The sequence below is a fragment of the Treponema sp. UBA785 genome (assembly GCF_002297065.1).
Classification (GTDB): domain Bacteria; phylum Spirochaetota; class Spirochaetia; order Treponematales; family Treponemataceae; genus Treponema_D.
On record NZ_DBJD01000086.1, the window covers coordinates 1,003 to 14,921 of the forward strand.

The 13,919-nt window shown below is 39.7% G+C and carries 7 protein-coding genes; 5 read left to right on the forward strand and 2 right to left on the reverse strand.

From position 1 onward, the window contains the following. Nucleotides 1-25 precede the first annotated feature (25 nt). From B2X33_RS07395 to B2X33_RS07405, 3 genes are all read left to right on the forward strand, one after another. Nucleotides 26-6,346, forward strand: a complete 6,321-nt coding sequence (locus B2X33_RS07395; protein ID WP_296668722.1) for a flagellar hook assembly protein FlgD — start codon at nucleotides 26-28, stop codon at nucleotides 6,344-6,346. A 157-nt stretch (nucleotides 6,347-6,503) separates the two neighbouring features. Further along, entirely contained in the window at nucleotides 6,504-6,950 is a 447-nt protein-coding gene (locus B2X33_RS07400) for a PilZ domain-containing protein (RefSeq protein WP_296023055.1), read from the forward strand. Beyond that, nucleotides 6,935-8,026, forward strand: coding sequence for an SAM-dependent methyltransferase (locus tag B2X33_RS07405; RefSeq protein ID WP_296668725.1), 1,092 nt, complete (start codon nucleotides 6,935-6,937; stop codon nucleotides 8,024-8,026). The genes B2X33_RS07400 and B2X33_RS07405 overlap by 16 nt, the downstream gene beginning before the upstream one ends. Nucleotides 8,027-8,105: 79 nt before the next feature. Here B2X33_RS07405 and metA read toward each other — a convergent pair whose 3' ends face one another. Next, nucleotides 8,106-9,020 carry a homoserine O-acetyltransferase MetA gene (metA, locus tag B2X33_RS07410; protein ID WP_296668727.1) on the reverse strand — a complete coding sequence of 305 codons (915 nt, stop codon included), beginning with the start codon at nucleotides 9,018-9,020 and terminating at the stop codon, nucleotides 8,106-8,108. Nucleotides 9,021-9,071: 51 nt separating this feature from the next. Between metA and B2X33_RS07415 the strand changes: the two genes are divergently transcribed. Together B2X33_RS07415 and B2X33_RS07420 are read left to right on the forward strand one after the other, a co-directional pair. Then, nucleotides 9,072-10,031, forward strand: a complete 960-nt coding sequence (locus tag B2X33_RS07415) for an alpha/beta hydrolase fold domain-containing protein (protein ID WP_296668729.1) — start codon at nucleotides 9,072-9,074, stop codon at nucleotides 10,029-10,031. 2 nt (nucleotides 10,032-10,033) lie between these two features. After that, entirely contained in the window at nucleotides 10,034-11,590 is a 1,557-nt protein-coding gene (locus B2X33_RS07420) for a peptidase U32 family protein (protein WP_296668732.1), read from the forward strand. Nucleotides 11,591-11,659: 69 nt separating this feature from the next. Here the strand turns inward: B2X33_RS07420 and B2X33_RS07425 are convergent, their stop codons facing one another. Further along, the gene (locus tag B2X33_RS07425) at nucleotides 11,660-13,498 is read right to left on the reverse strand and encodes a RelA/SpoT family protein (RefSeq protein WP_296668734.1); all 1,839 of its coding nucleotides are present in this window, start codon (nucleotides 13,496-13,498) and stop codon (nucleotides 11,660-11,662) included. Nucleotides 13,499-13,919: the final 421 nt, after the last annotated feature.

Sequence of the window (13,919 nt, forward strand, 5' to 3'; positions counted from 1 at the left end):
CGGAAATGTTCTTGTAAATGCAGATGTGAAGATTGAGTGCTCTAAAGTTACTTTTGAAGGAAATCTAGTAAGCCGTTCGAAGGATTCAAAAAAAGATGTTTCGATAACTGGCGACTGCGTTTTTAAGGGGACTGTTGGCTCGAAAGTAAGCGCTTCTAATAACGAAAAAATTAAGAATTTGTCAGTAAGCGGTTCTGTTACTGCTTTTGGCGATTTTTATACAAGCGGAACTTTAACTTTTAGTAAAGATGTGGTTTTGGCTGCGGACGATATTGTTTTTTCGGCAGAAAACAATATTTCGTTTAAAGGCGGCATAAAAGGAAGCGCGTCTGGAAACGGCACTGTTTATTTTGGTGGAACTACAGCAACGGCTTGCGAAATTGAACTTGACGGTTCCGTAATAGATGTGAACAATTTGGTTTTTAACGGAAATGCGGTTTTGAACTCAAGTGTTTCTGCGGCAAAAGACATTGTTTTTAATTCAAATGCGGTTTTGAACTCAAGTATTTATGTTTATGCGAAAAACGATATTCATTTTAATGGCAGTGAAGACAGCGTAAAAATCGGATGGTGGACGAATCTTTCTTCTGAGTCCGGCAGCATTTTTTTTGGAAGCGAAACTTCTCCTGTTAAGGTAAGCCTGTCTAATTCTTCTGGAATAATCAGCGTTAATACTAAAAATAGCGGAAAAACATTTTTTTACGGCGGCTTGAACGGAAATTTTGGACTTTATGTGAGCGGAAATGCAGAAATTTATGGAGACAATGTTTTTTCTGGAGAAGTAAAACTTGAAAATTGCAGCGAGTTGATTTTTAAGGGGGCAAATACTTTTGACAATCTTGTAATTGCAAAAAACTGCGGGAATTTAATTTTTATCGAAAAAAACGGTTTTAAAAATACTGTAAACCTTGAAAATTGCGGAATTGTTGAGTTTTACGGAAACAATACTTTTAGCAAAAAGTTTTTTGTTAAGGCGGAAACTCTTGCATCAACTGTAAAATTTAAAAATGGTTCATATCAATCATTTTCTTCTATGGAGCTGAAAGGTTCAAGCTCTGAAAATACGGTTACTCTTTCTCTTTCTGTGTTGGATTCTTCTAGTGAAGAGAAGTGGTATGCGGTTTTTTCGGAAAATCCGGTTTCAGAAAACTTTAAATATTCAATAATCGATAAGTCTGTTTCTGTAGTTTCTGTCGGCTCATCGGAAGAAAAACTTCTCGGATTGATTCCTTCGGACAAAACTGTCAAAGATTCTGTGCCGGACAGCCCGACTTCTGAAACTTGGTTTTCGCACAAATATTTTTGGCTTGGAAAATCTGACTCAAACTGGGCAAATTCGTCAAACTGGGCTTACGACGAAGAGGGAAATTATTCGGCTTCTGTTTTTCCTTCGGTTGATGGCGGAAAAAGCGAAATTGTCGTTGCAAAGGGAAACTCTAGCTTAAGTTCTCCTTATATTTTGACGCTCGAAAAAGACGTTAACTTAAAAAGTCTTACTGTAAATAAAGACGCGGCAATTGATTTGCAAAATTTTAGTGTAACTTGCGCAGAAAATTTTACAAATAACGGAACTTTGCGGTTAAAGGGCGAAGGTCAGATAATTTCGGCAAAAATGATCAACGGTTCGGACAGCACTGTTGAATATTATGGAGATTTTTCGGATTTTGTTTGGAATGGAAGCGGCGCTGATTATTTTGAATACGAAAATTTAAAAATTACAGGCCGCGGTAAAACTTCACAGAAAATCAAGGTTTTAAAAGAAGTCTTTGTTGAAACGAGTGGAGATTTTAGTTTTGGAGCGGAGAATGTTTTTTTGGGCGCGGTGAATGTTGAAAACTGCGGAAATTTGGTTTTTGCTGAAAAAAATATTTTTTCTGATGAGGTGAATATAAAAAACTGCGGAGATTTAAGTTTTTTTGGTCAGAATGATTTTAATGGAACTGTCGCTTTGCTTAAGGTTGGAAATGCCGTGATAAACGGTGATTCTGACGGTTGTGTTCTTTCTGGCGGCGCAGAATGTAAAACTTTGAACGCGAAATGTCCTGTAAAATTGAATGGAGATGTGACGACGACGGAAACAAAAACTTTTGAAGAAATTGTTTGCGGTCAGTTTTATGAAAAATCCGTTTTTGCGGCTTCCGATGCTGTTTTGACGGACAAAAAAGCAGTTTATGTAAAAGGTGGCTTGAGTTCAGAGAATAAAAAATTAAAAATAGACGCCAGCGCATTTTGCAAAAGTTCCATTGACGGATTTTTAGAACTAGAAATAACAAAAACACTCGAAGTTGCAGGGAATGTCGGCAGCACAACGCCGCTCGGAGCAATCATTGTTTTAGAAAATGCAATTTTTTCGAGCGCAGAGCCTGTTCAAAAAGTTTTTTCTGTTGGAAATCAAAAATATTCTGGGAAGGTTACGGCTCGGTCTGGGCTTGAAATAAAGGCCTGGGCTGATGGCGCAAATGTTTCTGGCGTTGTATTTTCTGGTTTTGACGTTGCCGGCGCTCTTTCGTTGACTGCGGATTCTGCGGAACTTTTTTGTGCTGATTATATTTCTTCTGGCGAGCAAGTTTTTAATTGTGCTGGCGGAGTAAAAATCCTTTCGGAAAATACTGGAATTTCTGGAAACTGGCAGTGCAAAAATGGCAGAATTGAATTAAATGAAACTGCTTTGGTTTTAGATTTTTCGGACGGCTCGTTGGAAAATTCTTTTGAATTAAAGTCAGAACTCGAGGCTAAAGACGTTTTCTTTTATTCCGGCAAATTGACCGTTGCAAGCGGAAAAACTCTCAAAACTGGCAATTTTGCCGCTTTTGGAAAAAATTATTCTAAAAATGACTCTCGTTTTTCTGCGGAAGAAAATTCGCGGTTTGCATATTTTTGGGACGATACAGATTCATCAATTTTTAAATATAAAGAAAGCGGAATCGGGGCGGAGCTTTCTGTAAATGGCGCAATTTTTGAAGTTTCAAAAAATTTTTATGCAAATGGACTTGATATAGAAGGTCTTGAATTAAAAATTCCGGACAATTCCGCATCAAATCCGCAGTTCAATTCAAGTTCCACTGTTACAAAAAATCAATGGGGAATTCCTTATGCGGTTGCATTCAATTCAAAAATAACGAAAACAACGGTCAAAGGCGGATGGCTTGCGGCAGGAGCGGATTCTCAAAATTGCGAGAACGGTTTGCAGAATTCAAATGTTCAGTTTGCCGTTCCAAAAATTAAAAAAGCATACTCGGTTTACGACGATGTAATTTTTGTTGAATTTGACTTGCCGCTTGAAAACTCGAATGGCGAAATTGCAGAAAATATTGCAGGACTCAAATATTCTAACGGTTCAGAAAATTTCGAAGGTGTTTATTCTGATTCTGATTGTGCAGAAAAATTGACGGCTGCAGACGGAGATGTGAGCAGTTTTTATTTAAAAGGTCAAAATTCATGGAATACAGATGCGACTGGAACTTTGGCGTGCAGTTCGGCTTTAAAATCTCTGGTTGATTCTACAGACCGAAAAGGCGTTCATAAAAATTTAACGACGGATTTGAGTTTTTTGGAAGGAATTTTTACTTCTGCTGACGGACACACAATGTGCGAAAATTACGGAGCTGGAAACAAAGATGGTTCTGTGCCAGAGCGGTATACTCTGACGGAAGACCGGGCAAGTCCTGTTTTGATTGCAGTTTACACTGGACAGGAGCTTCACACGAACGGAAAAGCCTCGGAGCAAAAGTCTTACGATTCTCACAATTTTATTGAATTTAGATATTCGGAAGCGGTGAACATTGCTTTTGACGATGGCACAATTTTACGGAGCGAAGGCGGAGATTCTAATATCCGTGCAACCGAAAATTTTGGCAAAACTACAGGAAGCGGAACTCAAGACGAAAATGGCAACGGGCTTATCGTCAATGGTTTTGCTTCAATTGAAAACGGAAAATTGCTCGCTTTTTCGAAAGATGACTCAGATTCGCCTCATGCGCTTTACCGTCTTTTTAGCACAAAAGCCGGAGAAGAAGACAGCATTCAGACTCATCGCGTTCGTTTGAGCATTGCCGGGTGGACGAACGGAACTGTAAGTTTTACCGACAGTCTGAATCCTTCTTTTAACGGCGAATATCTTTATTGGCCGGGTTGCATTCAAAAAGCAGAAACCCCAACAGGAATTGTTCATTCTCTCGAAAATTCCGCAATAAGCGATCTTTTTGGCAACAGAATTGATTCAAAAGGTACGGAAACAAACCACAAGCTGCAGGTTTTGACAATAAATAACTATCCGTCAGACGGAGAAAAAGACGTTTCTAAAACTGACTCTCTTTACGGTGAATGGGACGTTCTTTGTCCTGTTGTTGCTCCAGTAATAAAGTCTGAAACTTCATGGAACAGCTGGGCTTTGGGAGAAGAACAGGATTCGTACGAAATTTTGGGAACTTCAAACACGGCTTCGGACACGACTTTAAAATTTATCGAAGTGCATTTTTTCGACAACGACAAAACTCAGGCTCAAAAATGGAATTCGTGGTGGCGGACAAGAAAAGGCTGGAACGAAGACGGAAAATTGCCAGAAAATCGTGGCGGTGCGCGTCCGGACGACAGTTTTGCAAATTCAAAAACTTTTGGCGGAATAAGGCTTTGCTCTCTTAAAAATGCAAATTCAAATTTCTCTTACAAAATAAAAAAATCTGACAATTCTGGAACCGAAGCCGAAACAGGAGAATTTTCGTTTGAAGGCGAAACCGACATTTCTCCTGTCGTTTACGGAAATATTTTTAAAGAACAGCATATAAAAACTCAAGCCGACGGACTTTATATTCGTCTTCCTTTGAAAGACAAAAAACTCGCTCTTCGGGCAACTTTTGAACTTTATTACGCTCCTCAAGACAGTTACATAACGGATCTTGCCGGCAATCTTCTTTCAGGTTCATACACGCAAAAAACAAAATTTATATCTCTCGATGTAACTCCTCCTTCAATTGTCATGACTCTTGCCCCGATTGGCGAAAATAAAATTTATGCGATTTTTTCAAAACAGCTGGCTTTTGGAAACGAAAACACATTTTTCAAAAATTTGAGCGAAGCGGAGTTGAACGAAGCATTGTCGCAGATTGCAGAAAGTTTTATTTTGGTAAAAAAAGGTTCTTCCGCAGGAAGTTCCGCCGAAGAAAACGCAATTACAAAAGCAGAATATGTTTCTTCTTCGGACGAATACACGGCGCTTTTGTTCACCCTCGAAAAAACAATAAATCTTTTAGACGTAGAAAACCTTTGGCTCAGAAATGTTGGCTATAATTCGCAAAAAGTTGAAGATGGACTTGGGCTTGCTGTCGCAGACACAAAAATCCACGACTTTTTAGGAAACTACATGACTGAAAATTCAGGACACGCTCTGAGCGATTTTGCAGTAAACGCGCTGGACGTTCTTTATGCCTATGCAGACTCAAAAGACAATGACGACTGGAACAAAAAAGGCATTTACGGCCAAAACCAGGCTTCTGTTTCTAGCGGCTACACTGTTCACGATTTTTCGGCGGAACAAGGAATTTACGATGCGCTTCTCGAACAGCGCGATATTACTCTCCAGATAAAAATAAACGGCGAAATGGAATCTGACAGAAGATTTTTACTCGTGCCTTCAAAAAAATCAGCCCTTTCTTCAGAAATGATAAGCGACAAAATAAACCTTTTGCTTGGAACAGACTGGCGGGTTTGGCTTCCAACTTCGCTAAAGGCAGTTGCAACTCAGCCGAATTCTTCTGTTATGAGCGAAAATTTTCCGGAAAGTGCGGACGGCGGCAACGGAATTTTGTGGAATTACACTCTCAAAAACGAAGATTACGATTTTAATAGCGGAGACGAGATTCAATTTTTGTTCAAATTTACAGACGCGGACGGAAACGACATTTTGCTCGACAACGACGCAGACGATTTTACAGGCGGTTCGGCAAATCCTTCTCCTCTTGTTCCTCTTTATGCGCTCAAAATGCCGCTTGAAAAAATAAATGCCGGCAATTTTTCATTTGTCGATTTGTGGTCGTTCAAGATAAAAAACATAAAGCAGCAGCGCGGTGGTGTTACAATTCTAAACAACGTGATAAACGTAAACGCGCGGGAGCAGACCGTGCTGGAGGTAAATGTGCCGGAAGGCGGAAATCTCAATGTTTTTGTCATGACTGTCGACGGAAACATTGTAAAACGCCTAAATCACGGACGCGTAGACTCCGGAACACATTATTACCGCTGGAACGGAACAAACAACGCCTCAAAACCAGTAGCGCGCGGACTTTATTTTGTGCGCGTTGTTGGTCCTGGAATTGACGAAACACGAAAAGTTTTGTGCGTAAAAGAATAAAAATAATAAAAATTTGGACGGCATTGAACTGTCAAACCGGTCTTTCGCAGTTCCGCTTTTCGCTCCATTAAAAAAGCGAATTATTTTCATAATCCGCTTTTTTAACGCTTCGCGCTGCTGCAGCCCGGCGTAAGTTTTTTTTACAAAAAGAACATTTTTGGCTTATAAAAAAACATTCCTTGACCTTAATTTTTTTATTGTTCATAATCTTACAAACATGGATTTAAATTTTCGAAAAAATATCCGCTTTAATGATTTTGGACGTGCCGAATGTACTGAGATTTCTCCTGTTGCAGGCGCTCTCGAAGATATTAGTTTGAGTGGCTGTAAAATTCATTATGACGCGCCTGTTTCAATCAATATGGAAAATGATTACGAAATTCATTTTCGGCTTTCTCGCGCTGGCAAAGATGCCCTAGTTTTAATGTGCCATCCGCAGTGGTTCAATCAAAAAGACGACGGTTCTTCCGAAGCTGGATTCCTTTTTCTTCATTCTTTGGATTCTGAAGCGTTGCAATCTTATATTTTGCAGCGTCAAAAAGAAGAAATGGTTGAAAAATTCGATGGAATAATGCCTCAAGGTGACACATGCCAGTTTGTATAACAAAATTAGAAGGAACTGCTTTTCTTGCGTTTCCTGAATGTAAAAATCTCCTTGCTTCTGAACTTTCCAGACGTTTTAATTATGGAAAAATTCTTTCTGCCGCGACAATTTCGGGTTCTGCTTTTGCCAGCAAAAACTGCCAGTGGTTTGGCGATTTGCTTTATTGTCCTGATTTTTGCGTGGATTCCAGACCAGAAACTAAATCTGCAAAAAACGGAGATTTGCCGTATTGGGCGAGCGTTGCCCTGACAGAGCCGTTTTTGCTTCGTTTTGAATCAATAGGAGAAGCATCTCGCGCTCTAAAAGAAATTCAGAGGAATTGGGCGCCTTATCAGTATCAATTTTTTAGACGCGGAGCTTTAATTCAAGAAAAGCTTCCTTACATCAATTTAAAGGACAAGAATTTTTTTAAGGTTGATGAAGAAAACGGCGAAAAACATTTTTCTCTCGAAATCCCAAAGTCGCCAATGGGCCTTTACACTTTAATTGACGAAAAGACGATTTTTGCAGGAGCTGTAACTTCGAGCTCAATTCCTGCCGGACTTATAAATTTTGTAGAAGATCACGAAAATCCTCCGAGCCGTGCATATCTTAAAATCCAGGAAAGTCTGACACTGGCCCATCATTTTTTTGGAGCTGAGCTTCCCGGAAAAAACTCAAAATGCTTTGAAGCTGGCGCCTGTCCTGGCGGCTGGACTTGGGTTTTGCGCGGTCTTGGAGCGGACGTTTTTGCTGTTGACCGGGCCGAACTTGTTCCTTCACTTATGGAAGATTCCCACGTAAAATTTTTGGCACACGATGCTTTTACTTTAAAACCGGAAGAGGTTTGCGCAGAACTTGACTGTCAAAAACTTGATTGGGTTTTTAGCGATGTAATTTGCTATCCTGAGCGTCTTTTTGAATGGATAAGTCTTTGGCTGGAAAGCGGCCGCACAAAAAATATGATTTGCACGATAAAAATGCAAGGCGAAATCGACTGGGAGCTTGTAAAAAAGTTTGCCGATATTCCAAATAGCCGGGTTGTCCACCTTCATTACAATAAACACGAATTAACTTGGATTCATGTAGAAAAATAGCAGCCAGACTTCTTTGCCGCAACTCTCCTTTTAAAGGCCGAAAGTTGCAGTTTTTTTTAATGACAAAGTTTTGGTAATGCTAAATTTTTTCGAGATCGTATGGCGTGTCTTGGTAAACGTAATAGTTTAGCCAGTTGCTGAAAAATAAATGCGCTGTGCTTCTCCAAATGTTGTAAGGCTTTTGTTCAGGATTGTTTTTTGGAAAATAATTTAAAGGAATTTCTATCGGTAGTCCTTTGTTTTTGTCGCGCCAGTATTCTTTTGAAAGGGTTTCTGTGTCATATTCAAGATGTCCCATCATAAAGATCGAGCGGTTGTCTGAACTTTTGCAGAGAGTAATTTCGTTTTCCTGGTTTTCTGCTAAAACGGTCAAATCTTTTACTTTTAAGATTGAATTTCGGCTGACAGTTGTATGGCGGCTTGTCGGAACTGGAAAAATATCATCAAATCCGCGCAAGAGAGGGTCATTTTCTGTAACTTTGTGGTTTGGAATTATGCCAAATGCTTTTTTTTCGAGCTGAACTTTTTTTATGCCGTAATTATGATAAAGTCCTGCCTGCGCTCCCCAGCAGATGTAAAGCGTGCTGAAGACGTTCTTTTTTGCATAGTCCATGATGTCGCAAAGCTCATTCCAGTAATCGACATCTTCAAACGGCATTTGTTCGACAGGTGCGCCAGTAATTATAAGACCGTCGTACTTGTTTTTAAAAATGTCGCTCGACGGAATGTAGAATTTTTCAAGATGCTCTAAACTTACATGACTTGCAGCATGATTTTCCATTCTGACAAGCGAAATGTCTATTTGAAGAGGAGTGTTTCCCAAAAGCCGTAAAAGCTGTGTTTCTGTTGTTTCTTTTGTCGGCATTAAATTGACGATTGCTATTTTTAGAGGACGAATATCCTGTGCGGCGGCTCGGTTTTCCGTCATTACAAAGATATTTTCGTTTTCTAGCACTGTGCGTGCCGGCAAGTCGCTTTGAATTTTTATTGGCATAGCCTTAACTGTAGCAAAATTTTTAATATTATGCTATTGTGCTATTCTATTATGAATCTTTCCGGAAATCGTAAAGCCGCATTAAAAAAACTGAAAAATTTATTTTTCTCGTTAAAGTCTGATGTAAAATCGTTTAGAGCGAAATTTGATTCAGTTTTTACAAATTCAATCTTGCCAAACAACGTTGAATGTTCAGAACGTTCTTATGGCGGAGTTAGCTGCGATTTTTTTTTGCCGGAAATTTACATTACAAAACGGATAATTCTTTATATTCACGGCGGATGCTTTGTCGGCGGTTCAAAGCAGGCTTACCGTAATTTTGCCGCTTCTCTTGCTTCTGCTGCAAGCGCTCGTGCTGTTGTCCCGGAATTTCGGCTTGCTCCGACCCACGCTTATCCTGCTTCTCTTGAAGATGTTCAAAATGTTTTTAAGACGATTTATACTGAAGAGCTTGTTGCAAATTCACTTGAATACGATAATTCAAAAAATCCCGACGATTCAAAATCAGAAATAATTATAATGGCTGACGGTTCCGGCGCTTCGATTGCGCTTGGTCTTGTTTTGAGCCTTTCTGAAAAACTCCGCTCTTCGATTTCAAAAATCGTTCTTTTTAGTCCTTGGCTTGATCTTGGGGCTGATTCTAAAAAGTTTACAGAAAAAAAAGTTTGCGATGAGCTTTATACCGCAGAATCAATGTTCCGTGCCGCAGAAATGTACACTTTCCAAAATAACCGGAACATTCCTTTTGTTTCTCCGCTTCGCGCTACAGAAGAGCAGCTTCGTTTTTTTCCTCCTGTTTATATTCAAATGGGAGAAAATGAGTTTTTGCTTGATGACGCTGAACGAATGGAAAGAATTCTTCTTGAAGCAGGCGGAAAATGCACTTTGGATGTCTGGAAAAATATGCCGGCAATGTTTCAGCTTGCGGATGAATATTTTGAAGAATCGCATCTTGCCGTTGAAAAAATCGGACGGCTTTTTACAGTACAAAAAATTAAGGAAGGTTTATAACGATGGAATTGGTTTGCCCTGCTGGAAATATCGAAAAATTGTCTTATGCGTATAATTACGGAGCAGACACGGCTTACATTGGACTTAAAAAATTTTCATTGCGAGTAAAAGCCGACAATTTTTACGAAGACGAATACAACCGCGTAATTGAATTAAAAAAACGCTTTCCTGGAAAAAGACTTTTTTGCGCATTGAATATTGCTTTTCATAATCAGGACATAAAAGCTTTTTTGGACAACCTTGATTATTTTAAGCAGTATCCGATAGATGCATTTATCGTGCAAGATTTGGGAATGGTTGACATTTTGCAAAAGAATTTTCCAAAAGCACATCTTCATCTTTCAACTCAAGCCAGCTGCATGAATAAAGAAGCCGTAAAAATGTACAATAGAATCGGCTTTAAAAGAGTTGTTCTCGGACGCGAAACAAGTTTGAACGAAATTCGTGAAATCAAAGATGCAAATCCTGATGTTGAGCTTGAATGTTTTGCTCACGGCGCAATGTGTATTGCATATTCTGGGCGTTGTCTTATGAGCGCCTATCTTACAGGCCGCAGCGCGCAGTCGGGCTTTTGTTCGCAGTCCTGCCGCTGGGATTTTGACGTTGGCATTAAAAATCCTGAATTCCGCCTTTCTGACGGAAAAACTGTAAATCTTCTCGAAGCTGTCTCTTCTTTTTCTTGCGCAGATGGAACTCAGACAAAATTAACTCAGTCTCAGGCAAAAGCTCTTGCCCAGAGCGGAAACCTTGTTCTTCAGGAACATAAACGTCCGGGAGAATATTTTCCTGTTTTTGAAGGCGACGACTTTACAGCAGTTCTTTCTTCAAAAGACTTGTGCATGATTGATCATCTTGCTGATATGAAAAAGGCCGGAGTCGATGCAATCAAGGTTGAAGGACGAATGAAGTCGATTTATTACGTTTCGATGGTTACACGTGCTTACCGAAAAGCGCTCGATGCCCTCGAAGGAAAAATTTCTGCTGAAGAAGCGGCTCCTTTTATTTCAAGTTTAAAAGAAGTTCCTCACCGCGAAAGTACAACTGGTTTTTATTACAGCCGTGCTCATGCTGACGAGACTACAGTTGGAGCAAGCGACAGCCCTTATGATATGGCAGGTTCTATTATTGAAGAAATTACCGGAAGCGACTTGGAAAAAGTCTTTAAAAATGGCGAAGAACTCGAAAAAGCACGCCAGAAAGAACTTGAAGAAATGGATCCGCGCATGCGCTCCGCTGTAGAAAAAGACCTTGAAGAGCATCCGGAAAAAGTTGTTCACTCTGTTAAAAAAATTGACGGATACAGGCTTTATCTTTACGAGTCTCTCAACAAAACGGACAAAGGAACTGATTTGGAACTTGTAAGCCCGGATATTCTGTCAGAAAAACTGTGCGGAAACGACTACATTTTTGTAAATCCAAAAAACGGCACAATCCTTGACTGGGTAAATCCAGACCACGACTGTGCGATTTATACAAAAGCAAAAATTTCTGTTGGAACAATAATCCGCACAAAAAATCCGGATTTTGTTGAAGGCCAGATGCGTTATACAGGACGCTAAAAGTTTTGTAAAATTAAGCCCTGCCAGAGCATTATTAAAAAACTCGATGCAGGGGATTTTTTTGCAGATTTACACTTTTTTTTGAGGCAGTTCCCTTACAGCCCATGAAACATCGACCATTCTGTGCTCAATGTTTTCGATTCGTTGGAAGGTAAGACAGTCTGCCCTGTGAACCATGATTCCGTTGCGGGTGCTTGAGTATCCTACGATTACATCGCCCGGTTTTGGACGGCAGCAGCCTGCAAGTCTGTAGAATACGTTTTTCATTCCATCGACTTTTACTTCGCCAGTGTAACGTTCATCAATCTTTTTTTCTGCAAATTTCGGATTTACGGAACGTTTTTTCTTTTTTTCTTCCTGGATTGAGCGCGCTCTTTCGTTATTTGCCGCTAAATCTGCTGCTCTCTGAGCTTCTGCCGCCTTGTCCACAAAAGTAGGATCGTTTGTTACAAGCCAGCTGTGGATTCTGGAACGGGCTTTTGACGTGTGTACAGATTTTAACTGGCTTTCTGTTGGGTGAGCCTGCGGATTTGTAATAATTTCGATAATCTGTGTGTTTTTGAGCGGCTGTGTGAGAGGAATTATTTTTCCATCTGCCTTTGCGCCTACAATTTTTTCTCCAATTTTTGAATGTACGCAGTATGCAAAGTCAATTGCGTTGCTTCCAGCTGGAAGATGAATGACATCGCCTTTTGGAGTGAATACGAAAATTTCGTCAGAAAGCAGTTCTCCTTTTAATTCAGCAAAAAAACTTTCGTCCGAGAGTTTTTCATTTTTGAGAGTCTGCAATTGATTGAAAATTCCGAGATTGCTTATATCGACTTTGTCGTGATTTGTGCCTTTTTTGTAAAGCCAGTGGCTCGCAACACCGTGTTCTGCTTGTTCATGCATTTCTTTAGTACGGATTTGGATTTCGAGAGGCCGGCCTTCGCACATGACAGTTGTATGGAGCGACTGATAGCCGTTTGCCTTTGGCATGGCAATGTAATCTTTAAAACGTCCTTCCATTGGTTTCCATAGTCCGTGGACAATTCCAATCAAAGTGTAACATTCTGCATTTGTCTGGCAGATTACACGCAGTGCAAGAAGGTCGTAGAGCTGGGCTGCCGGAACGTTGCGTTTTTGCATTTTTTTGTAGATTGAATAAAAATGTTTTGCCCGGCTCGAAACAGTCACTTTTATTCCTGCTTTTTCAGAGGCCTTGTAGATTGATTGAACTGCTTTGTCGAGGTAAGAGGCGCGTTCTCCTTGTTTTTGATTTACAATCGCCTTAATTTGCTGAAAAACGTCCGGGTTTGAATATTTTAGGCTTAAATCTTCAAGCTCGTTTTTCATAGTTTGCATACCAAGACGGTCGGCAAGCGGTGCCCAAATGTCGATTACCTCAGCCGCAACAAGGCGCTGTTTTTTTTCTTCGATAGATTTTAGGTGGCGCATGCGGTCAAGACGGTCGGCAAGTTTTACGAGGATTACGCGAACATCGTCAATCATTGCAAAGAGCATTTTTCGGATATTGTCCGCTTGCTGGATTGAGCTTGCATTGATTTTCATGCCAGTGATTCTTGAAGTGTCATAAACAATTCTTTCGATGACTGTTCCGAATTTGTCTTCGACTTCTTTTGTTGTTATGTCTGGAATTTCAAAAATTGAATGCAAAAGACCGCAGACAATACATTCTCCGTCCATTTTTGATTCTGCCAGAATTGAAGCGACGCGCATTGGATGCAGATGATATGGTTTTCCGCAGGAACGTGTTAGAGCAGATGTTTTTTCGCAGAGAAAGTTCCATGCTTGTGTAAACAAGTCTTTTTCCTGCTGGGTATAATTTTCTCCAAATGTGGCAAAAAACTGATTTAACAGAATATCTTTGTCAAATTCCGTGCTGTTAGTAATGATGTCGAATGCCATAAAACATCTCCCATCAGATTTTTATGTATCTGAATACAGGCAAGTTTGTTTAGATAATATCACAATTTTCAGTCATTATAAAGTTACTACAAAATGTTAAAAAATACTTTTTTTTGAACTGAAAAATTTAATAAAAATAAGCGTTTTCTTATTTTTGATTTTACATTTTCTAATGAAAAAACTGGAAATAAAAGATTATAATAGAAAAATAAAAATGATTTATAAGGGCGAATGTCGAGTTTTTGAAAAAACGGCTTACTAACTTAACAAGGTTGCCATTGCAGTTCTTGGCAATGCGATGTTTGCATAGCAAACTCGGTTAGCAGTCTAATGAAAATTTTCAACGGATTATCGGGTCAAGCCCGATAATGACAAAAAGCGGACAAGGGATTTGTGCGTGGCAAGCACGCTGCGAGATTTT